This is a genomic window from Occallatibacter gabretensis (assembly GCF_001449115.1).
In the GTDB taxonomy this organism is placed as follows: Bacteria; Acidobacteriota; Terriglobia; order Terriglobales; family Acidobacteriaceae; genus Telmatobacter; species Telmatobacter gabretensis.
In genome coordinates this window covers 168,838-190,433 of the sequence record NZ_LAIJ01000001.1, presented here as the reverse complement: position 1 = coordinate 190,433, position 21,596 = coordinate 168,838, and the positions used below count along the sequence as shown (strand labels likewise).

At 58.6% G+C, this 21,596-nt stretch carries 16 protein-coding genes; 7 read left to right on the top strand and 9 right to left on the bottom strand.

From position 1 onward, the window contains the following. Positions 1 to 39 precede the first annotated feature (39 nt). From VO84_RS00740 to VO84_RS22695, 5 genes are all read right to left on the bottom strand, one after another. Positions 40 to 939: a YicC/YloC family endoribonuclease gene (locus VO84_RS00740; protein ID WP_058185369.1), complete on the bottom strand. Its 900-nt coding sequence runs from the start codon at positions 937 to 939 to the stop codon at positions 40 to 42. Positions 940 to 961: 22 nt separating this feature from the next. Then, entirely contained in the window at positions 962 to 2,812 is a 1,851-nt protein-coding gene (locus VO84_RS00735) for an ABC transporter ATP-binding protein (protein ID WP_058185368.1), read from the bottom strand. An 87-nt stretch (positions 2,813 to 2,899) separates the two neighbouring features. Continuing rightward, complete coding sequence (locus VO84_RS00730) at positions 2,900 to 5,074, bottom strand: alpha-ketoacid dehydrogenase subunit alpha/beta (RefSeq protein WP_058185367.1); 2,175 nt, start codon at positions 5,072 to 5,074, stop codon at positions 2,900 to 2,902. A 114-nt stretch (positions 5,075 to 5,188) separates the two neighbouring features. After that, positions 5,189 to 5,608: a hypothetical protein gene (locus VO84_RS00725; RefSeq protein ID WP_157439641.1), complete on the bottom strand. Its 420-nt coding sequence runs from the start codon at positions 5,606 to 5,608 to the stop codon at positions 5,189 to 5,191. 43 nt (positions 5,609 to 5,651) lie between these two features. Beyond that, positions 5,652 to 5,885, bottom strand: a complete 234-nt coding sequence (locus VO84_RS22695) for a hypothetical protein (RefSeq protein ID WP_197413842.1) — start codon at positions 5,883 to 5,885, stop codon at positions 5,652 to 5,654. A gap of 350 nt (positions 5,886 to 6,235) precedes the next feature. Between VO84_RS22695 and VO84_RS00715 the strand changes: the two genes are divergently transcribed. From VO84_RS00715 to VO84_RS00700, 4 genes are all read left to right on the top strand, one after another. Then, positions 6,236 to 7,261 (top strand): mechanosensitive ion channel family protein, encoded by a 1,026-nt coding sequence (locus tag VO84_RS00715; RefSeq protein WP_058185364.1) that lies wholly within the window; start codon positions 6,236 to 6,238, stop codon positions 7,259 to 7,261. Between the two features lie 91 nt (positions 7,262 to 7,352). Beyond that, entirely contained in the window at positions 7,353 to 7,679 is a 327-nt protein-coding gene (locus VO84_RS00710; RefSeq protein ID WP_058185363.1) for a PadR family transcriptional regulator, read from the top strand. Positions 7,680 to 7,688: 9 nt separating this feature from the next. After that, on the top strand, positions 7,689 to 10,331 hold the full coding sequence (locus VO84_RS00705; protein WP_058185362.1) for an ABC transporter permease: 2,643 nt from the start codon (positions 7,689 to 7,691) through the stop codon (positions 10,329 to 10,331). Between the two features lie 8 nt (positions 10,332 to 10,339). After that, positions 10,340 to 13,006 carry an ABC transporter permease gene (locus tag VO84_RS00700; RefSeq protein ID WP_058185361.1) on the top strand — a complete coding sequence of 889 codons (2,667 nt, stop codon included), beginning with the start codon at positions 10,340 to 10,342 and terminating at the stop codon, positions 13,004 to 13,006. Positions 13,007 to 13,031: 25 nt separating this feature from the next. Here VO84_RS00700 and VO84_RS00695 read toward each other — a convergent pair whose 3' ends face one another. Further along, positions 13,032 to 15,194, bottom strand: a complete 2,163-nt coding sequence (locus VO84_RS00695) for a thioredoxin domain-containing protein (RefSeq protein WP_058185360.1) — start codon at positions 15,192 to 15,194, stop codon at positions 13,032 to 13,034. A gap of 321 nt (positions 15,195 to 15,515) precedes the next feature. Between VO84_RS00695 and VO84_RS00690 the strand changes: the two genes are divergently transcribed. Then, complete coding sequence (locus tag VO84_RS00690) at positions 15,516 to 16,406, top strand: FkbM family methyltransferase (RefSeq protein WP_058185359.1); 891 nt, start codon at positions 15,516 to 15,518, stop codon at positions 16,404 to 16,406. Between the two features lie 53 nt (positions 16,407 to 16,459). Here the strand turns inward: VO84_RS00690 and VO84_RS00685 are convergent, their stop codons facing one another. The 3 genes from VO84_RS00685 to VO84_RS00675 all read right to left on the bottom strand — a co-directional run bounded on the left by VO84_RS00685 (position 16,460) and on the right by VO84_RS00675 (position 19,298). Continuing rightward, complete coding sequence (locus tag VO84_RS00685) at positions 16,460 to 17,023, bottom strand: glutathione peroxidase (RefSeq protein WP_058185358.1); 564 nt, start codon at positions 17,021 to 17,023, stop codon at positions 16,460 to 16,462. A gap of 53 nt (positions 17,024 to 17,076) precedes the next feature. Continuing rightward, complete coding sequence (locus tag VO84_RS00680; protein ID WP_058185357.1) at positions 17,077 to 18,096, bottom strand: methyltransferase; 1,020 nt, start codon at positions 18,094 to 18,096, stop codon at positions 17,077 to 17,079. Between the two features lie 125 nt (positions 18,097 to 18,221). After that, positions 18,222 to 19,298 carry a M20/M25/M40 family metallo-hydrolase gene (locus VO84_RS00675; protein WP_082661574.1) on the bottom strand — a complete coding sequence of 359 codons (1,077 nt, stop codon included), beginning with the start codon at positions 19,296 to 19,298 and terminating at the stop codon, positions 18,222 to 18,224. 68 nt (positions 19,299 to 19,366) lie between these two features. Here VO84_RS00675 and VO84_RS00670 point away from each other — a divergent pair, with 68 nt between their 5' ends. After that, the gene (locus tag VO84_RS00670; RefSeq protein ID WP_058185356.1) at positions 19,367 to 20,041 is read left to right on the top strand and encodes an alpha/beta hydrolase; all 675 of its coding nucleotides are present in this window, start codon (positions 19,367 to 19,369) and stop codon (positions 20,039 to 20,041) included. Further along, positions 20,038 to 21,525 carry a glycerate kinase type-2 family protein gene (locus VO84_RS00665; RefSeq protein WP_058185355.1) on the top strand — a complete coding sequence of 496 codons (1,488 nt, stop codon included), beginning with the start codon at positions 20,038 to 20,040 and terminating at the stop codon, positions 21,523 to 21,525. Before VO84_RS00670 ends, VO84_RS00665 begins: the two co-directional genes overlap by 4 nt. Positions 21,526 to 21,596: the final 71 nt, after the last annotated feature.

The following is a 21,596-nucleotide window of genomic DNA, read 5'->3' as shown; positions in this document are numbered from 1 at the left end:
ATGAGTCCTTGCCGGTTCCTTTCCTGAATTCTGCCGCAGCTACTCTACGTTCTGAATCTGCTCGCGTGCCTTTTCGATCTCCGCCTTCATGGCGAGCCCCAGTTCCGTGATCCGCGTGCCTTTGCCGCCCACCCCGCCAGTCTTTGAAAGCAGCGTGTTGGCCTCGCGGTTCATCTCCTGCAGCAGAAAATCGAGCTTCTTGCCCGTTTCCCCGCCGGATACGAGCAACTCACGGAAATGGCCAATGTGCGTAGTCATGCGCGCCAGCTCTTCTGCAATGTCACTGCGATCGACGAGCACTGCGACCTCTTCCAGTACGCGCTGGCGGCTGAACTCCGAACCCGCCGCCGCGCTGAGCCTCTGCGTCAGCCGTTCCTGATAACGCTGCTCCACCTCCGGACGAAGCTGCGCCACGCCTTCCACAGCCTGCGCAAGCCGGTCCAGCGAGCCATGCAGGATGGCCGCAAGCGATTCGCCTTCGCGAGCGCGCATAGCCTTCAACTGCTGGAGCAACGCGCCAATCTGTGCGCTGACGCTTGCGGTGAGTGCCTCGGATTCGTCCTCGCCCGAGTTGCGGTGATTGGATTCGAGAGCACCCGGCATGCGGAGAATCGTGTTTAGATCGGGCTCGCCGGTAAGCGAGAATTCTTTCTGTGCGGCGCGAAAGGCTTCGACATAAGCAGCGACAACTTCGCGATTAAAGCCGGACGTCTGCTGTGCGGTGCGCTCCACGGAAAGTGTCAGCTCCACGTGGCCACGCACAAGATGTTCCTTGAGCGCGCGTCGTAATTCCATCTCCAGCGCGTCCAGGCCGGAAGGAAGCCGAAGCTGCACATCCAGAAAGCGATGATTCACGCTTTTCACGCTGAGCGTGTAGCCAAGCTGATCGTTCACCCGCGCCTGTGCGCGTGCATATCCGGTCATCGAATAAAGCGGCATTCCGTAGTTCCTTTCAGTCTTATCAAAGCGCGTGCTCCATCTGGTCCGGCTTTGATTCCGGCATATCCATAAACTGCAGTTGGTACAAACGGTGATACGTGGGCGAAGCGTCCAGCAGCTCCTCATGCGCGCCAATGGCCGTAATGCGGCCTTCTTCCAGCACCGCAATGCGGTTGGCGCGCCGCACAGTGCCGAGCCGATGCGCTATGACCACCACAGTGCGATTCTGCATCAGGTTAGCCAAAGCCACCTGCACCAGCGATTCGCTTTCAGCGTCAAGTGCTGAAGTGGCCTCGTCAAGAATCAGGATCGGCGCATTCTTCAGAATGGCGCGCGCAATCGCGATACGCTGACGCTCGCCACCGGAGAGGCGAAAGCCCTTTTCTCCAATCACAGTGTCGTAGCCCTGCGGCATCTTGAGAATGAAATCATGTGCGAATGCGTTACGCGCCGCCTGCTCCACCACCTCGGGCTTCGCATCCGGCTGGCCGTAGGCGATATTGTTGCGCACCGTGTCATTGAAGAGGATCGTCTCCTGCGTCACCTGCGCCACCTGTTTGCGCAGTGAAGCAAGCGTTAGATCTCGCAGATCGTGGTCATCAATAAGAATGCGTCCGGAGGTTACATCGAAGAATCGCGGAATAAGATTCACCAGGGTGGACTTGCCCGCGCCGCTGGGACCAACCAGCGCCAGCATCTCACCGGCCTGCACTTTGAGATCCACGTTATGCAGGATCTGGTGCTCGCCTTCTTCCGTTGAATAGGAGAAACCCACATCTTCAAAGCGAATCGACTGCTTGAACTGCCGCAGCGTGGCTGCGCGAGGCCGTTCTCTCACTTCATCCTTGGTGTCAAAGAAAGCAAAGATCGACGTCGACGCGCCAAGCGCCTGCTGAAAGCTGTTGTAGTAAGAGGCAAAGCGGCGCACTGGATCGTAAAGCTTGAAGAGCGCGATGATGAAGGGGATGAAAACCTCGGCGGTCATGTGGCCGTGATTGATTTCATTACGGCCAATCCAGAGCAGCAGCGCAATGGCGATGGCGCCAATCGTATCCATCAGTGGTGAGCTGATCGACTGGACGCGTACGCTGTGAAGATTGGCGCGCAGCAGGCGCAGGGCCGCGTTCTCAAAGCGCAGAATCTCCTGCAGCTCCGTGTTAAATGCCTTCACGATGCGGTGACCGGTGACGGTCTCATGCAGAATGTTCTGGATCTCGGCGAGCTTGTCCTGGCCCGTGCGCGTACGTGTGCGCACAGAGCGGCCAATACGCCGCGCCGATGTGATGACAACCGGAACAAAGAGCAGCAGCAGCCAGCTCAGGTGTTTGCCCAGCATAACCACCAGGCCCGCGGTAAAGAGAAAGGTGAAGAACTGCTGCAGAAAATCGCCCAGCACAGTGCTGACCGCGGTCTGCACCTTGTCTACATCATTGATGAGCGTGGAGAGAATGGTTCCGGTGGGATGTTTCTGGAAAAAGCTGGCCGAGCGCCGCAGAGTAACTTCGTAAAGCTTGTTGCGAAGATCAGTAATAGTGCCGAAGCCCGCGTAATTCACCAGATAAGTACCGGCGTAATCGCACAGACCCTTCAGAATCGTAGAGCCGATGAGCGCGAAAGCCACAACGGCCCAGTCATTGTGCATTCGCTGAGGAACAAACTTATGGATGTCGAATTGCCACCCTGGGGGAGCAAAGGGAAAGAGTGCCAATGAACTGGACCCATTTCCCGGCTTGAGCACCGCACCTAGAATTGGCACAAACAACGCCACGCGCAGCGTATCGAGCAGGCCCACCGCTGCAAGCAGCACCACGCCCGGAAGCCAATAAAGGGTGTATGGCAGCCCGAAGCGCAGGAGCCGGAAAAATGACTTCATGCGGCCGGAACCGCCTTCCGCCGCTGCGCGCGGTACATGTGCTGAGCCATCCCAGTATTGTAGCTGCGCGGATGAATAGGTGTAGAACTAATAGGCACGCAAATCCACGATAGCCCGGAGAATCTTCTCCGGCTGCGGCAGGATCACGTCCTCCAGAATCGGCTGATAGGCCACAAAAGTATCCATGCCGGCCACGCGCTTAACGGGCGCATCCAGATCCTCAAAGAGCTCATCCGCAATGCGCGCCGCGATCTCCGCCCCATAACCCCAGCTCTGCATGTCCTCATGCGCCACAATCACGCGGCTGGTTTTGCGAACCGACTCCGCAATCGCCTCCCAGTCGTAGGGGTTTAGCGTCCGCAGATCAATCAGTTCCACATCGATATTGTGCTCGCGCTTCGCCTTCTCAGCAGCCTGTAAAGCGCGCGGCACGACGGCGCCGTAAGTCACAATCGTCATATCTTTGCCGGGCCGCACCGTGCGCGCCTTGCCGAACGGAATGGCAAAATCGGGCCCCGGATACGGCGCGCGGCCGTAGGTTTCCCGGTAAAGCCGCTTGTGCTCCAGAAAGAGAACCGGATCGTCACAACGGATGGCCGTGCGCAGCAGGCCATTCGCGTCTAATGCGTTTGATGGGAAAATGACGCGCAGGCCGGGAATGTGCGTAAAGATGCTCTCGCCGGACTGCGAGTGATAAATAGCTCCGCCGGTAAGATAGCCGCCAATGGGCACACGAATCACCGCAGGCGCTGCAAATGTGCCATTCGAGCGCCACCGCATCACAGCCAGTTCGTTGTGAATCTGGTGCACGGCTGGCCAAATATAGTCAAAGAACTGAATCTCGACCACAGGCTTCATGCCGCGCACGGCATAGCCCACAGCCCGGCCAACGATGTTCGCTTCAGCCAGCGGCGAATTAAAGACGCGCTCTGAACCAAAGGCCGTCTGCAGTCCCGCGGTCAGCTTAAAAACGCCGCCTTTGCCCTTGGCTTCCTTCAAGGCCTCTTCCCTGCTCGCATCCGCCACGTCTTCGCCGTAGATAATCACGCGCTCATCGCGCGCCATCTCATCATGCAGGCAGGCATTGATCAGGTCGGCCATCGTACGCGGAGTCTTCTTCTCGGTATCTTCCACCGGCCGCTCTGTGGCAAAGGCAGCGCGAGTAGGATCGAGATTCTCGGAGTAGACGTGCTTCGTGATGCTCTCGATCTCCGGCAATGGCGCGACCAGCGCGCGCTCGGCAGCCTCGGCCACTTCGACATCCAGTTGATGCTCTAGTGCCGTAATCTGCTCAGCAGTCAGAACGCCCTCACGCAGCAGGCGCATCTGCATCCGCGTCAGCGGATCGCGCATCGCATCCGCTTCGCGTTCCTCGGCAGAACGGTACAGCTTGTCATCGTCTGACAGCGAGTGCGAGTACGGCCGCACAACGTGCCCATGCACCAGCGCAGGACCTTTGCCCGCACGGCAATGCTCTGCAGCTGCCTGAAAAGCCCGCAGCGTCACTTCGGGGTCGGTGCCATCCACTTCCGCAAAGTAGAAATTCGGGAAGTTCGCCACCAGCCGCGAAATATTGCCACCGGGAGTATTCACCTCCACCGGCACGCTGATGGCATAACCGTTGTCTTCCACGCAAAAGATGACGGGGAGTTTCTTGTTGGAAGCGGTATTCATCGCCTCCCAGAACTCGCCCTGTGAGGTGGAACCCTCACCCACACAGGCCAGCGCAATCTCGTCGCCATGGAACGTAACATCGGCAAATTCGCGATAATCGCCGGAGACCTTTTTCGCAGCTTCAGGATGACGGCTGAAGTAGAGGCCGGCCTCCGCGCAGCCAACGGCATGCAGTAGCTGTGTAGTGGTAGAGGATGAAGTGCTGACAATGTGCAGCTTGCGGTCGCCCCAGTGCGTCGGCATCTGCCGTCCGCCGCTGGCCGGGTCTGTCGCCGCACCCACGGCCTGCAGAAACATCTCTTCCGGTGTTACGCCCAGCGTGAGGCACAGCGCGCGATCACGGTAGTAGGGAAAGAACCAGTCATATCCGGAGCGCAACGCCAGCGCAGCACCTATTTGCAGCGCCTCATGTCCGGCGCCTGAGATCTGGAAGTAGATTTTCTGCTGGCGCTTCAGCAGAATCTCGCGGTCGTCTATGCGGCGGGAAAGGTACATCAGCCGATAGATATCCACAAGAACCTCTGGAGCGAGGCTGCCGGAAGCCGAAATTCCTTCGGACAGGCGGATACCGGAAACTGCGAGTCCCATTCCCTTTTACTCTCCCGTTACAGATCGAACCATCGACTCGTCGCCGAGCCAGGCAAAGCCACCCATGATTGTACTATTGGGAGCGAATTTCCGCCCGGGATGCCTGCCTGTGGATTATTGCGGCCAGGAGTTCGAGGACGGACGGAGCGGCGGCGGAGCCGAAGGGGTCCCAGGCACATAACTCATCTTCTCCCTTACGTTGTGCGCCAGCTTTTCAATATCCGCCGCCATCCTCATTCTCTGCCCGGCTGAAAGCGCATTGCCGCCCGCACCCACGCCGGCGTTCAACTCTCGGGCCAGCGCCAGGAGCCTTTCGGCATCAGAGACCATGGATTTTTGCCGCGCGGCATTCAGCAGGTGCATCCGGCGCATCTCCTGCGTCATATCCTCGTTGTCCATGGGATCCATTTTCGGAAAGCGGTCTAGGTTATTATTGCCCACCGACTGCGCCTGGCATGCAAGTGCGATGACGACCATTATGAGCAGCGCCAGAGCATACTCAGCTTTCCGTGCGAGTAATCGACTACAATTCATCGCGCCTGCCTCCTGTCGCCTTTCGGATCACCAGACCCGCCAGTCAGTTCACCCCGGCGTCTGCCCTGTATCTGTCCTTCATACCTCGCGCTACGCGTTCAATCTCGTCCGCCTTGCGGATAACAGCCAATGAAAGCGTGTCCTTGGAGCTCTTAGCCACCGCGGCCTTCAGCTCCGTAGCCAGCTTCAGAAGATCGGCGCTCTCCTTGGCCGCACGCTGCTCTTGCTGATTGGCAGGCGTTTCTGCCGGAGCTGGTGTGGAATCGGAAGTCTTCAATGCAGCCGGAGTTTGCTTTGGCTCGCTCTGAGAGGGGCTTTGCTGGCTTCGGCCGCAGGGCAACGCTCCGACCGCAAGCAGAACCGCTATCGCGGCAATAGACTTCCATCGAATGCGCGAAACGGTTGAGCTGGAATCTGAGTCAAAACCTGGGCTGGACATGCGATGGATGTTGGAGCGCACAGTAACCTCCCGCTCAAGGCGTGCCGCGCGAAAACCGCCCGCCGGTTCCGCGCATCGGAGAGAGTAGCAGCGCACACCTTCTCTTATCTTGTACACCTGCGCAGCCTCTGTTCGCATCGGTCTTTGAGGCAGCCTGAAAATAATATTCCATAAGGAGAACTTTCTTCATGCCCGATCTTGCTTTTTTATTCCTTCGTAACGGAATCTTCGCCGAAGGCCGCTTTATGGGCCGGGTACTCGATGAATGGATAGTCGACTCACAGGAATTCGTGCATCGGCGACTGCCCCACCTGGTCGTCATGATCATCATTGCCTTTGCGCTGAGCCGCCTGCTCGGCTTCATCACTGGCCGCACCGTACGCATGGCCGAAAAGCATCCCAACCCCGCACGCCTGTCACAGGTTCGCACGCTCTCCGGAATCGTTCGAGCCACCGGCATGGCAATTATCCTTGGCTTCCTGGTCCTGCAGATTCTCGCTTCGATCGGCATCGACCTGGGCCCGCTGCTCGCCTCTGCCGGCATCGCCGGAGTGGCTCTTGGCCTAGCCGCGCAAAGCATCGTGAAGGACGTGCTCAACGGCACGCTCATCCTCGTCGAAGACCAGTTCAGCGTGGGCAATGTCGTTACGGTAGCCGGGCTCAGCGGCACCGTGGAGTCCATGACGCTGCGAAAGACCAGCGTGCGCGGCGGTGACGGCACACTCTATGTGATTCCGAACTCGCAGATCACCACCGTAGCCAACCAGAGCGCGGATTTCTCCGTCGCCACCATATCCGTCAGCGTGGATTTTTCCGCTGATCCCAGCAAAGTCATGGAGCTCCTCAACACAATTGCCGCCGACATACGGAATGATCCGCAATTCAAGAATCTCTTCCTTGCTGATCCGCAGATTCTCGGCGTGGATTCCATGAAGGGCTCGCAGCTTATCTTTCCCGTAGTCTTTAAAACCAAGGCGCAGCAACAATACGGGCCCGTGCGTGAATTCCAACGCCGCGTCCGCAACGCTCTCGAGCAAAATCGCATGCTGCCCGGCGATCCGAATCGCGTCTTCCAGACCTTCGGAGGGGGAGATAGTAAAACTTTGAGCGGCGTCGCTCCTACGCAACATCCGGAGCCGGAAGCAGCTGCGCATCCCGATCCCACCACTCTAAAGCCAAAGGAGGTAAATCCGTTTACCGGTGAAGGAGTCTGATCATCCGAAAAATACAGTCATGACAATCTCTTGACAACCCTTTACTTCTAGGCATACCGTATCTTCATACCTAGACGTAAAGGGGTGCATCATGGCACGAAACGATCTGCAGGGAAGTCTGGACCTGCTGGTGCTCAAGACACTGGCGCAGCGCGGCAAGCTGCATGGCTATGGCGTTGTGCAGCATATTCAAATTGCCTCTGACGAGTTGCTGCAGGTGGAAGAAGGATCGATCTATCCGGCTCTGCACCGTATGGAGCAAAGTGGATGGATTGGCTCCGAGTGGGCCATGACCGAGACCAACCGTAAGGCAAAGTACTATCGGCTCACCGTTGCCGGCCGCAAACAACTCAAGGAAGCTGAAGAAAGCTTTGAGTTATTGGTTAAGGGCGTGCGCGCCATGCTGCGCTACGCATAAGGAGGCGTCATGGGATTATTTCGTCGAATCGGCAATCTATTTCACCGCTCGCGCCTCGCATCAGACATGGACGCCGAGCTTGAAGCGCACATCGCCCTGCGGACTGAAGACAACATCGCCGGTGGCATGACGCCGCGCGAAGCACGCCGCGATGCGCTCGTCCGCTTCGGGAATCCTGCAGTGATGAAAGAACGAACCGCAGGGGCGGATATGGCGCTCGGCATCGACGGCCTCTGGCGCGACGTGCGCTACGCGGTGCGGCAACTGCGGCGCTCTCCCGGCTTTGCGCTGACGGCAATTGTCACGCTGACGGTAGCCATCGGCGCAAACGCCGTGGTCTTCAGCATTCTGAATGCGCTGGTGCTCAAGCCGCTGGACCTGCCCGGTGCGCGCCGCCTCTACATGATTGAGCAGCGCGGCTTCCCCATGAATTCTTACCCGGATTACCTTGACCTTCGCCAGCGCAATCATAGCTTCGAGGATATTGCTGTCTACATCATCGGCGAGGCAGCGATGAATACCGGGAGCAATCCCAGCCACGTCTGGATGTACCAGGCAAGCGGAAATTATTTTGATGTGCTGGGCGTACAGCCTTACCTGGGGCGGTTCTTTCATTCCTCGGACGAGCATGGGCTGGATGCCGTTCCATACATTGTGCTGAGCTACGACTACTGGCGCACGCGTTTTCACAGTGATGCGGCTGTGGTGGGACGAACAGTCGAGCTAAACCGGCACTCCTACAGCATTCTGGGCGTGGCTCCGCCAAAGTTTCACGGCTCTGAGCTGATGTTTGTGCCAGATTTCTGGGTTCCAGTAGTAGATACGCCTCTGATTGCAATGGATGACGATCTGAAGAGCCGCGGTGACCGCAGCCTTGAGATGATCGGCCGTCTCAAGCCGCAGGTCACCGCTGCACAGGCAACCGGCGAGCTGAATGCCATTGCAGCGGCCTTACAGAAAACCTATCCGAAGGACGATGACGGATTGCAATTCGCACTGGTTCAGCCGGGGCTGATGGGCAACATGCTGGGCGGGCCTATACGCGCTTTTGTGAGCGGGCTGATGCTGCTGGCAGGGCTGATTCTGCTAGCCGCATGCGCCAATCTCGGCAGCCTCTTTTCAGCACGGGCAGCGGATCGCGCGAGAGAGATTGCCATGCGCGTGGCGCTTGGCTCAACGCGAGCCCGCATTCTGCGCCAGATTTTGACTGAGGCGCTGGTGATCGCCCTCTTTGGCGGAACTGCCGGTATCGCTGCAAGCTCCGTCCTTCTGCGCGGCCTGAGCGTATGGCAGCCCATGCCGAACTTCCCCATCCGCGTACAGGTCAATCCGGATGTCGGCACTTACACGGTCGCAGTTCTGCTGGCGCTGATGAGCGGCCTGCTCTGCGGCCTGGCTCCCATTCGGCAAATCTTCGGTACGGCTCCGTGGGAAGTGGTCAAGACCGGCGCTGCCGTTACGCGCCGGAAGCGCCTGCCAGGGTTACGCGATGTACTTCTGATCGTGCAGGTCGCAGTCTGCGCTGTGCTGATGACCTCGTCGCTTGTCGCCGTGCGCGGCCTTGAGCGCTCCATGCATTCGAACTTCGGCTTTCAGCCTGATCGTGCCCTGCTGGTGGATACAGAACTGCGCATGGCCGGTTACGAGGGTGATCGCGTTGCAGCCATGCAGCGCCGGATGCTGGATACAGCCGCTACGGTTCCAGGCGTGCAATCCGCCGGGCTCATCAGCAATATTCCACTCGGTCTCGGGTTTAGCGAAACCGCCATCTTTGCGGACGGCGCAACCGACTTCCGCGCATCGAATGCGGTGGCAGAACCAGTGCAATACTCCGTTTCTCCTGGTTACTTTCAGTCCGCGGGCACTACGTTGCTGGCCGGGCGCGACATTACCTGGCACGACGGCAACAATGCGCCTGCTGTGGCCGTGGTCAATCGCACATTTGCGCAGAAGCTCTTTGGCTCGGTTGACAAGGCCATTGGCAAACATTTTCTGCACGACTCGGGAAAGCAGCGCTTTGAAGTCGTCGGCGTAGTGGAAGACGGAAAATACATCACACTCACAGAGGAAACAAAGCCCGCATTCTTCCAGCCGCTGGCCCAGTCACCTACCAGTTCCACCTGGCTGGTGGCCCGCACTGCGGGCGACCCGCAAAACAACGCGGCAGCCCTGCGCGCAGCCATTCACGGTCTAGACGACGGCCTGCTCTTCACGCTCACCACATGGCATGAATCGCTGAACAGCGCATTATTTGCAGCGCGCGCCGCCGCTGTCTCGCTCGGAGTACTGGGCCTGCTCGGCTCGGTGCTGGCCATCACCGGCATCTTCGGCATGGCCAGTTACTCCGTGAGCAAGCGATTCAAAGAGATGGGCATTCGCATTGCCCTTGGCGCGGATCGCATACAAGTCCTGCGCTCTGCTCTCGGCGGAGCCTTGCGCTTACTGGCCATCGGATCGGTAGCCGGACTGCTGCTGGGCATGGCGGCCACGCGCGTGCTCGCCTTCATCGTCTACCAGGCCACGCCGCTCGATCCCGTAGTTCTCGCCGGCACAGTTATGGTCATGTTGCTGGTCGGGCTTGTAGCAACATGGGCTCCCGCACAGCGCGCACTCCACATACATCCGTCGCGGCTGCTCCGCGAAGATTGGTAAGAAAACCGATGGGGCTTTTGCGTCGCATGGCAAATCTCATCGGTCGTTCGCAAGTGGACCGCGAGCTGGATGCGGAATTTGAAGCGCACATCGCCTTGCGGACAGAAGACAATATCGCCAGCGGCATGACGCCGCAGGAGGCGCGCCGTGATGCGCTAGTCCGTTTCGGGAATCCTGTCGTGATGAAAGAACGAACTGCAGGCGCAGATATGGCGCTCGGCATCGGCGGCCTCTGGCGTGATGTGCGCTACGCCCTACGGCAGATGCGCCGCTCGCCCGGCTTTGCGCTGACAGCAATCATCACGCTGGCTCTCGGAATCGGCGCAAATATCGTTGTCTTCGGCGTGCTCAACGCCATCATTCTTGATCCGCTGCACGTAGCCGATCCGGAAAGCCTCTACCAGATCAACCACAAAGAATGGATGGCCAGCGCACAATCCATCCCGGCCTACGAGGATTACAAACGGCGCAACACCACATTCACTGACATGGCTGCGGTGTACGGCATGTCAGGCGTGGGCCTTCGCTGGCAGAACGCCTTGCACAGCATCTCGGGCTATGACGTAACGGGCAATTATTTCGACATGCTCGGCGTTCAACCGGAGCTGGGGCGCTTTTTTCACGCAGCCGATGAACATGGGCCGAACTCCGCACCTTACATCGTCCTCAGCGACCGGCTTTGGCACAACGTATTTAACGCAGACCCGCATATCCTCGGAGCTGCCGTCGAGGTAAATAAGCATCCCTTCACCGTGATTGGCATAGCTCCGCCTGAGTTTCAGGGCACCGAGCGTTTCTACTGGCCGGATTACTGGATTCCGATGGTGAATGAGGAGCAGGCCGAAGGCTGGGATTTTCATCATGACCGCCTAGTAACGCCCGTTTCCGTGCTGGGCCGCATCAGGCCCGGCGTCACCGCGCGGCAGGCCACTGATGACCTGAACCGCATCGCCGCTGATCTGGCCCGCGAGTATCCGCAGACCGATCAGGACCAGTCCGCCCGGCTCGTAAGGCCCGGTCTCGAAGGCGATGAATCAGAGATGATTTACAAGTTCGTCTTCGGCATCATGGCTCTCGCCGGAATGGTTCTGCTGGCCGCGTGTACCAATCTGGCGAGCCTCTTTGCCGCGCGCGCCAGTGACCGCACACGGGAGCTGGCACTGCGCGCCGCGCTGGGATCGAGTCGAGGCCGTCTGCTGCGCCAGTTGCTCACAGAGTCAGTGCTGGTAGCGCTGATTGGCGGAGCCGCGGGGATGGGCGGAGCAGGACTGCTGCTCCACTTCCTGAATCGCTACGACCCGCTCTACGGAGGCGACGGCGGAGAGACGCTGCCCACCATCACGTTGGATTGGAAAATCTTTGCTGTGGCAGCGGGACTATCCCTGGCTAGTGGTCTGCTCTTCGGACTGATTCCGGCACGGCAGGCATGGAGCGCCCAGCCCATCCGCTCGATAAAGAACACGCCCGTGGCAACTTCGGGGTTACGCCGCTTTGCCGTTCGCGATCTGTTGCTGGGCGCGCAGATTGCCATCTGCACCCTGTTAGTGGCCTCATCGCTGGTAGCCGTGCGATCGATGCAGCGCCTTCTGGCCGTGCCTCTGGGCATTGATCCGAAAGGTGTGACGTTAGCAAATCAGGACCTGAGCATGATGGGCATCGATGGCAACGATGCGCTGCTGAAACAGAAGGCCATGATCGACGCAGCAATGCAAATTCCTGGCGTAACAGCGGCAGGCACTGTTAACTTTGCCCCGCTGGCCGGCGGAGGAATGCAGGGAATTCCAATTTACCGCCCTGAAGCGCCTGACAAACACCTGGGAAACGAAGTGCTGTCCACGCGCATCTATCCCGTCTCGACCGGATACTTCACTGCAGCAGGCACGCGGCTGCTCTCCGGACGCAGCTTCACGTGGGCCGACGACGCCACACGCAAGCCCTTCGCGGCGATCGTGAATCAAACCTTCGCGCGGAAGATGTTCAACGGTGCTCCCGCTGTCGGCCAAAAGTTTTCCATGTTCGGCGATCTTTACATCGTCGTCGGCGTCTCCGAAGACGGCAAATACGGCGGCCTGCGTCATGCAAATCTCGGCGGAGAATCCGAGCCTGCTCTATACACATCCTCAGCGCAGATGGTTCGGAGCTTCACATCACTGGTGGTACGCTCTCATCTGCCGCAAAACGAAATTGCAGCAACACTGCAGCGCACAATGAGCAGCATTGCGCCAGGACTGCCCGTACAGATTTCGCCATGGCAGTACGCCGTCAACAACGTCATGTTTCCAGCCCGCACCGCCGCCGAAGCATTGAGCATCATGGGTATGCTCGCAGCAATGCTCGCCATCACCGGCATCTTCGGTATGGCAGCCTACAGCGTGAGCAAGCGAATGAAAGAACTGGGAATCCGCGTAGCGCTTGGCGCGCGCCGCACTCAATTGTTGCGCTCTGCAGTTGGCAGGCCACTAGCGCTGCTCGCAATCGGTTCCGTACTCGGCATTCTTGCAGCACTGACAGCCACGCCGCTCTTGAGCCGCATTGTCGTGAACGCCAACTCGCGTGATCCGCTGGTGCTTATCGGCGTTGTCGTCACCATGATTCTGCTCGGCGGCATCGCAACCTGCATTCCGGCGCGCCGTGCGCTCAGCGTTAATCCCTCCACGCTGATGCGCGAGGAATAAACAGACCTAAACCTAGACGCCACCTTCAAGGGCGCGTCTCTCGAACTCTGTCTTCTGACAGCACCTTCAGCAGCTCCTCGGGGTCCGTGATAGCCGGAAGACAGGTGCGGCCGCGGCAGACCATCGCCCATACGGAAGCATTCTCCGGCGCAGGCACGTTCAGCAGCATCTCGGCCAATGCATCTGGAATACCGTCTGGCGTAAGCCTCCACGGGCCGATGCGTGTAACCGTCTTGTTCACGGCATACCGAGCCACGGCCATCGCCTCAAGTAGAGCGGCATCTGAGCCGGATCCCACCACGACAACTTCAAACGGATCAAGCAGCAGGCGCTCCAGCGCAAGCCCATAGCTTCCGGCATACAGACCAAAGTGCTCCACAATGCCCGCAAATGAGGTCAGCGTATCCTCTGCAACATCGCGGTATTGCTCCTTGCCGGAGAGCGATTCCAATCGCAGCAGTGCAGAAGCCGCCGTAGAATTGCCGGCAGGCGTGGGCGCATCCTGCAGCGGCTTGCGGCGCGCTATGAGCGCGCCCAGTGGCACAGTTCCTTTTTTCGGCGGAGCTGCGTCATAAAACGCTCCGCCGGTCTGGTCGTAGAAGCGCTCGATCATCGCATCCGCCAACTTGATCGCTGCGTGGTAAAACTCCATACTGCCGCTGGCAAACCATCCATCAATGCACGCGTGAATCGTAAAGGCATAGTCATCCAGCGTTCCGGCGATGCGCTCCGCAGGCGCGCCATCCGGGTAAGCAATGACATGCGCCAACTCGGCATTCTCATCCCATGCTTCGGCCAGCAACCGGCGCAGCGTCAGCAGCGCAAAGTCACGCGCCGCATCCAGCCGCAGCACGCGCGCAGCTTCCAGATACGCAGTCACAGCCATCGCATTCCATGCTGTATAGAGCGTGCGGTCGATAAACGGCGTCGGACGCAGCTTACGTGCAGCCAGCAGCTTGTCCTTGGCAGAAGCAATCAGCTTCTCCACCTCGGCCTCGATCTTGCCCGTCTGCTTCGCCACCTGCTCCAGCGTCAGCTTAATGTACAACACATTCTTAGCCGGATTGTGATGCATGTCGCCTAGGTCGCCAATGTCGAACCACGCCGCAGCTACCGCCAACTCGTCAGCGTCCAGCGCCGTGCGGGCTTCATCTAGCGTCCAGGTAAAGTAGTCGCCGTCGTCATCCAGATCAATGTCCGCATCCTGCGAGGCATAGAAGCCGCCACGCTCGCGGTCCGTCATCGTAGAGTCCAGCCATCCCACAATCTCAAGCGCTGTCTGGCGAAAATCCTCGCGGACAAAACTCTGGAAGCCATGTACATAATTCCGCAACAGCTCCGTGTTGTCGTAGAGCATCTTCTCGAAGTGCGGCACCACCCAGCGCTCGTCCACGCTGTAACGATGAAATCCGCCGGCCAGATGATCGTAGACGCCGCCCTTGGCCATCTTTTCGAGCGTCACCAGAAATGCCTGTCGCGCGTCGTCATTGTCGCGGCTCATGGCAATCTCAAGCAGCAGGTCCAGCGCCGCCGGATGCGGAAACTTTGGCTGCGAGCCAAAGCCGCCATTGCGTGAATCGAACTTCGCCAACACCGAACCCGCAACCTTATCCACCAGCGCCAACGTCAACTGGCCCGTGCCACGACCCGAAAAGCTCTCGTTATGCTCAATCGCAGCCATCACACTCGATGCAGACTCCAGAGCCTCATCGCGACGATCCTTCCACACCTGCGCAATGGTCAGCAGCACGCGGCCAAAACCGGGCCTCCCGTAGCGGTCCTCGCGAGGAAAATATGTACCGCCAAAATACGGACGCCCATCCGGCGTAAGAAATGCCGTCAGCGGCCAGCCGCCCTGCCCACTGATGGCTGAAACCGCAGCCTGGTAGCGCGCGTCCACGTCCGGACGCTCATCGCGGTCCACCTTCACGGCAATGTAATGGTCATTAATAATCGTCGCCAGCTCGGGATCTTCATAGGATTCGCGATCCATCACATGGCACCAGTGGCACCACACCGCGCCAATGTCGAGCAGAATCGGCTTATCCTCCGCTTGCGCACGGTCAAACGCATCTTGTCCCCACGCATGCCACTGCACAGGCTGGTGCTGCGCGGAGCGCAGATAGGAAGAGTTTGCATGCTGCAGCGAATTTTTCAGCTCAGTAGATGGAGAAGTATCCTCAGACATAGGTTGAGAATAACCGCGGTCGCTTGCGATTGCCAAAAGGCGTACGAGAGCCTACGCCGTTAAAACTCTCCCAAATAATTGAATTGTTAAAGATTTCTTAGTATATGAAGCAGTTATTAGGAATTCTAAGCTTCATTAGCATCTGCAAGCTGGAATGGATTATTTATGCGTACGATTGTTTCGTTGCCCGTATTCGCATCTATATATTAAAGGCCTGTACGTAATTGCTTTCTCTCCCTCCGGAATTTCGGTAGTGGGTCAGTTCAAACTAACCCACTACCGGAATTTCACCCACTCCGGCCTCATAGGAAGGGGCACTGCATGTCACTTCTCCGCACATTGGGATATATTACGGATCATCCGATGAACAGGGACCGCAAAGCCGCGGCTATCCTGCGGTATTTTCATTGGCAGATCGGAAGCCGCATATTAGGCAAGCCCGTCATGTATGAGTGGCTGCCCGGTGTAAGGGTCATTCTCCGGCAGGGAGAGAAAGGTATGACCCAGAATCTCTACTGCGGGCTGCACGATTTCTCCGACATGGCATTTGTGCTTCACACGATGACGCCGCAGGATCTCTTCATCGATATCGGTGCAAACTCCGGCGCCTATACTGTGCTCGCCTGCGGGTTCATCGGATCGCGAGGATATTGTTTCGAACCGGTTCCCTCCACCTATAGCCGGCTGCTCGACAATCTTTTTATTAATCAGCTTCAGTCCCGCGTAACCGCTCTCAATCTGGGACTCTCCGATCAGGAAGAAGAGATCCTTTTCTCTCGCGACCACGACGCAGGCAATCATGCACTCGCAGATCATGAAACCGACCTGGCTTCCATCCACGTTCCGGTCTGCACACTGGACTCGGTTTTATCCGCGGAATCTCCATCCATGATCAAGATCGACGTGGAGGGATTTGAAACAAAGGTCCTGGCCGGCGCAAAGGAAACTCTCTCCAAGTCGTCGCTTCATTCCATCATCATGGAGCTGAACGGCTCAGGAAACCGCTACGGCTTCGACGAAGGAAAAATTCTCGAAACAATGCGCGACTATGGCTTCCTGACCTATCTCTACGATCCGATCCGCAGAGAACTGCATGCTCTTAAGGGAAAGAACAACAGCCACGGCAACACCCTTTTCATTCGCAATGCGGATGCAGTCCAGGAAAAATTTGCGCGGGCCCCTCGCATGACCATAGGCCAGACCGAATTCTGATTTCAAAAACATAATTGCGCGGCGCGAGCTGCAATCTCGCGCCGCACATTCTATTAAGCGGCAAGTTCCGCTTCAATGGCCGCCGTCACCGTCGGATTCAGCGGATCTGTATCCGGCGCGTAGCGGCTCACCACTTCGCCGGTCTTGCTCACCAGAAACTTTTCAAAGTTCCACAGAATCTCCGGCGCGGAATTTGGCGAAGTCCCATGTTTCTCGAGATATTTCGTCAGACCTTCCACAAAGGCCGTTCCCCCGGTGTTGATTGGCTTGGGCTGCGCCTCAATCAGAGCCGCGTAAAGCGGATGCTTCTCAGGCCCCACCACGGGAATCTTGTCAAACATCGGAAAATCCACGCCGTAGTTCATCGTGCAGAAGGTCGCAATCTCCTCGTTCGTCCCCGGCTCCTGGCCAGCGAAATCATTCGAAGGAAACCCGGCAATCTCAAAGCCCTTGTCCTTGAAGTCCTTGTAGAGCTTCTCCAGCCCCTCGTACTGCGGCGTCAGGCCGCATTTCGATGCCACGTTGACGACCAGCACTACCTTGCCCTTGAACTGGGCAAGAGACGTATCCGCGCCTTCGAGTGTGCGGACCGGAATGTCATAAATGGATGAAGACATGCGTTTCTCCTGTCAGTATCCATCATACGAAACCAGCCCGCTCAAGCCATTCCTCAGAGCTTTGTAGCAAGAATCAGTGGCGAGGGACCGCGTGCCTCCAGCAGGCGCACATCCGTGAAGCCCGCCTCTGAAAGCCATGCTGCAATCTCCTCAAACGAATACGTTCCGCCCACTTCTGTGTTCACCAGCATGTTTACCGCAAAGATCAACCCATTGACCGGCCCAGTCCTCTCGGCGTTCACCAGGAACTCCTGAATGGCGAGCGTGCCTCCGGAGGCCAGCGCATCGAATATCCTCTTCAGTAGCTTCTTGCTCCGCTCTTCCCCTTCGCTATGCAGAATGTGGCCCACGGTTGCAGCCGCGTGTCCGCTTCCAAAGTCCGCATCCTGCAGGTCACCGGTAACAAACGTAAAGCGATCAGTCAGCCCAAACTTTCCCACGATCGCGCGCGTTACGTCGATCACGCCCGGCCAGTCCACGGCGGTTACGGTTACATTCGGTGCGCTCTGCGCTTGCGCAATTCCCCACACGCCAGAGCCGGCTCCAAGATCGAGCACACTGGCCGTTCCTTCATGCCCCGCCCATGCAAAGTGCGCCGCCAGATCCTGCGCCCCCGGATAGCTGAGTGGAAAAATATCCGGAACCAATATCTCAAAGAACTCTGTCCCGGTTCCCTGCTGATTCACAGCCTCTGCCGGCTTGCCGGTCTTTACAACCTCGCTTAGCTCAAGCCAGTTCGGAATCAGCTGTACGCTCGTATGCCGCAAAAGTCCGCCCTGAAAACTTGGCTTGGTGCTCACCAGAAACGCCGCGCTCTCCGCGGTCAAACTGTATTTCCCATCCACATCCTTGGCGAGAAAGTTAAACCCAACCAGCGCGTTCATAATCGCCGCAAGCCCGCGCTCAGAAGCGCCCGTGGTTTGGACCGTTTCCGCTAGCGACTTTGGCCCTTCGTCCAGCACGTCAAAGACGCGGTTCTTGATTGCGGCTTCAAGAATAAGTGGCGCGGAAAAGCCCCAGGCCATTTGAAGAATGCGTTCCGGCGTGACCGTAGCGGAGTTGGACCCTGTCATGTTTCCTCCATATTGAGCTTTCGAATGTGGGGAGCAGCAGTCGAAGCATAGCAGGACGGAATCCGGACACTGCGTCAATTTTTACGGAGATTTTCTCAACGCGAATGCGCACGTTCTCGCGCCCGTCAGGCCAGCAGATTCTTTGCTACCTGGACGTAGAGATCCACCGCTACGAGAATCTCTTTCTTGGCGATGCGCTCATTTGGCGTGTGCGCCACATGAATCGATCCCGGCCCCAGCAACAGAGGCTCGCCCCATTTGGTAAGCCACGGAATGTCGGTAGTGAACTTGGCAATCATCGTCGGCAGCCCCTGAAGCGCCCGCAGCCGGACAAAAGGAATGTCGAGCGTAAAATCCACCTCTGCAAATCCACTCACAGCTTTCTGAAAAGCTTCGCGGACCGGCTCCGATGAACCCACCAGCCGTGCCAGAATGTGCGCCTCGGCCTTGTCTGCAATCACATTCGGCGCATGTCCGCCGCGAATCTGGCCAATATTGAGCGTCGATGGGCCTATGTCTTCCGTCACCGGCAGGTCAATCTCCAGAATCCTGCCCAACGCCTGCACCAGCTTGTGAATCGCGCTATCGCCCAGTTCCGGATACGCCGAGTGCGCCATCACGCCGCTTGCCCGCACAGCCACGCGCAGCGCGCCTTTCGATGCCAGCGCCAATCGATTGTCCGTAGGCTCGCCATTAATCAGGAAGCGGTTTCCCTTGGGATGTTCGTTCGCAACCTTCGCGCCCGCGGAGTCGCGTTCTTCGCCGCTCACGAATAATAATCCCACCTGAAATCCCGCAGCCCGCAGCTCTTCAGCCGCCGCCGCCTGCGCGGCAATGATGCCCTTCGCATCGCAAACGCCGCGTCCATAAAGGAACTCTTCATCCTCGCGAAAAGGAATATACGGCGGCACGGTGTCGATATGCGTAGAAAAAACCAGTTCTGGAACACTATCCGCAGGTCCGGCATATACATTCCACCGCGGCCCATCACAGCCCTCGTCTGCCTGCGGAACGGCCATCTTCTCCACAACCCATCCGCGTCCCGCAAGAAACTCAGCCAGAAAATCACACGCAGCACCTTCGCAATACGTGGTCGAATCAATCTCTACCAGTTGCTGCGTCAATGCAAGCGGGTCGATTTTAGGAAGATCCGGCTTCGTCAAACCGGGCTTATTCGGGCTGGGCGCGGGAGGGTTCGGCATAGCTCTGCCAGAATACCGCACGGCCTGCAAAACCTCGCATCAGCCACGCGCATACAATAACGAGAGGCATGATCTCATCTGCAAGACGCACTCTGCGCAGCATTCCTCTAGCCGGGCCCGCCGGAAGGCTGGAAGCAATCTTGAATGAAGGCTCGCCGGATGCGCCATTCGCGGCACTCGTCTCTCATCCACATCCGCCCAGCGGCGGCACCATGCACAACAAGGTTGTGTATCACGCCATGAAAACCATGAATGCGCCAGAGTGGAGCTTCGAGTGGCCAGTGCTGCGCTTCAACTTCCGCGGAACGGGCTTGAGCGAAGGCAGCTATGACGGACGCAATGAAGCCGAAGACGTATCTGTCGCGCTCGACTGGCTCAAAAACGAGTACCACCGCCCCATCGTAGCCGTAGGCTTCAGCTTTGGCGCGGCCATGACGCTGGCCGCCTGCTGCACACGCTGTAGTTCGGGGGAAATTCGCGCCGTCGCCGCTCTCGGCCTGCCCATCCAGTCCGATCATCGCAGCTATGACTATCCTTACCTGCACAATTGCACCTTGCCCAAGCTTTTCTTAAGCGGAGACCGCGACCGGTTTGCGCCTGGCGAAACTCTCCTCGCCGTCACAGAGGCGGCCAGCCAGCCCAGGCGTACTATTTTTGTGAAGGACGCCGATCACTTTTTCACCGGCAGACTCGAAGCCATGCAGCGCGAACTCGCCACCTGGCTCAAGGAACTGGAATCATGACACTCTCGGGCAATCTAGCTCTCAACTCGGCCCTCGAAGACCTGCACACCACCGCGACGCGGCTATTTACCGAGTCGCTGGCCTCCTGCAGCATCGAGTCCGCATTCGACCGTCGCCTGCGTTTTGAAGGCCAGCAGCTTCACCGCCTGATTCCCGACGGCAGCGGTCAGGACATCATCGATCTCTCCGACTACAAACGCATATTCGTCATCGCCATGGGCAAAGCCGCAGGCCCCATGCTCTCCGTGTTGCTCGACCGCATGAAACGCCGCCAGGGTCTTCGCGGCATCTGTTGTGGCAGCCCGCTGCCCACACACCGCAACTGGCGCATCCGCTACTTTGAGGGCGGTCATCCGCTGCCCAATGAAGATTCCTTCGCTGCGGCACGCGCCACGCTTACCCTGCTCAAAAAAGCGAAAAAAGATACGCTGATCTTCTTCCTCATCTCCGGCGGCAGCTCCGCCATGATTGACCTCCCGCTTGATCCGGAGATCAGCCTCGAAGACACCGTCGCCTTCCATGAAACGCTGCTTGCCTCCGGCGCTCCCATCCAGGAAATCAACACTCTCCGCAAGCATTTTTCCGCCGTCAAAGGCGGCCGGCTCGCCATAGCAGCTCCGGAAGCCTGCAAGGTCTCGCTCCTCCTGCCCGACGTTCCCGTCCGCTCGCTCGACGCGCTCGCCAGCGGCCCCACCACGCCCGACCACACCACTGTGGATGACGTCCGCGCCATCCTCGACCACTACAGCATCGCACCGCGCCTGCCCCGCAACGTGCGCGAGTTCTTTGAGCGCGAAGACCTGCCCGAATCTCCCGGCAACAAGCCCGAGAAATCTTCTCTTCTACCCCGCCTTACCGTCCCCGGATTTCCCGGCATGATCCTGCGTCGCCTCACTTCCACCGCCGCACTCAAGGACGAGGACGACGCCTTCCGCAAATCCATCTATGAAATTCTGCTCTCCTCACACGATCTGGTTGAAAACGCCCGCATGTTAGCCACGCAAGCCGGCTTCCATGTAGCCGTGGACAATAGCTGCGACGACTGGGACTACGCCGAAGCCGCGCGCTATCTGCTCGCGCGCTTCCATGAGCTGCGTGCGGACCACCCGCGCCTCTGCCTCATCTCCGCCGGCGAGGTCACCGTCACCATGGACCGCACACCCGGCGCCGGCGGCCGCAACATGCAGTTGGCCCTGGCCTGCGCTCAGGAGCTCGAAAAATATCCTGACGCCCTGCTTACCATCCTCAGCGCCGGAACCGACGGCATCGACGGCAACACACGCTCCGCCGGAGCCATCGCCGACCCCACCACCGTCGCCCGCGCCCGCGTCTTCGGCTACGATCCTGTCCGCGCCCTCGCCGAGTTCGACGCCTGCCCGCTCCTCACCGCCCTCGGCGACACCGTCGTCACCGGCCCCACCGGCCACAACCTGCGCGATCTCCGCCTCTTCATCGCAGACAGCGCCGCCGGCGGCAATAATTGAAGGGTACGGGCTTCAGCCCGTACCTTATGAACACAAATCCGGGGAGCCTTCAACCCTCTGATATCTCTTTT

Excerpts from the sequence above, each read along its gene's own strand:
- VO84_RS00740 (WP_058185369.1), bottom strand. The coding sequence starts at position 939 with ATGCCGCTTTATTCGATGACCGGATATGCACGCGCACAGGCGCGGGTG.
- VO84_RS00735 (WP_058185368.1), bottom strand. The coding sequence starts at position 2,812 with ATGAAGTCATTTTTCCGGCTCCTGCGCTTCGGGCTGCCATACACCCTT.
- VO84_RS00730 (WP_058185367.1), bottom strand. The coding sequence starts at position 5,074 with ATGGGACTCGCAGTTTCCGGTATCCGCCTGTCCGAAGGAATTTCGGCT.
- VO84_RS00725 (WP_157439641.1), bottom strand. The coding sequence starts at position 5,608 with ATGAATTGTAGTCGATTACTCGCACGGAAAGCTGAGTATGCTCTGGCG.
- VO84_RS00715 (WP_058185364.1), top strand. The coding sequence starts at position 6,236 with ATGCCCGATCTTGCTTTTTTATTCCTTCGTAACGGAATCTTCGCCGAA.
- VO84_RS00710 (WP_058185363.1), top strand. The coding sequence starts at position 7,353 with ATGGCACGAAACGATCTGCAGGGAAGTCTGGACCTGCTGGTGCTCAAG.
- VO84_RS00705 (WP_058185362.1), top strand. The coding sequence starts at position 7,689 with ATGGGATTATTTCGTCGAATCGGCAATCTATTTCACCGCTCGCGCCTC.
- VO84_RS00700 (WP_058185361.1), top strand. The coding sequence starts at position 10,340 with ATGGGGCTTTTGCGTCGCATGGCAAATCTCATCGGTCGTTCGCAAGTG.
- VO84_RS00695 (WP_058185360.1), bottom strand. The coding sequence starts at position 15,194 with ATGTCTGAGGATACTTCTCCATCTACTGAGCTGAAAAATTCGCTGCAG.
- VO84_RS00690 (WP_058185359.1), top strand. The coding sequence starts at position 15,516 with ATGTCACTTCTCCGCACATTGGGATATATTACGGATCATCCGATGAAC.
- VO84_RS00685 (WP_058185358.1), bottom strand. The coding sequence starts at position 17,023 with ATGTCTTCATCCATTTATGACATTCCGGTCCGCACACTCGAAGGCGCG.
- VO84_RS00680 (WP_058185357.1), bottom strand. The coding sequence starts at position 18,096 with ATGACAGGGTCCAACTCCGCTACGGTCACGCCGGAACGCATTCTTCAA.
- VO84_RS00675 (WP_082661574.1), bottom strand. The coding sequence starts at position 19,298 with ATGCCGAACCCTCCCGCGCCCAGCCCGAATAAGCCCGGTTTGACGAAG.
- VO84_RS00670 (WP_058185356.1), top strand. The coding sequence starts at position 19,367 with ATGATCTCATCTGCAAGACGCACTCTGCGCAGCATTCCTCTAGCCGGG.
- VO84_RS00665 (WP_058185355.1), top strand. The coding sequence starts at position 20,038 with ATGACACTCTCGGGCAATCTAGCTCTCAACTCGGCCCTCGAAGACCTG.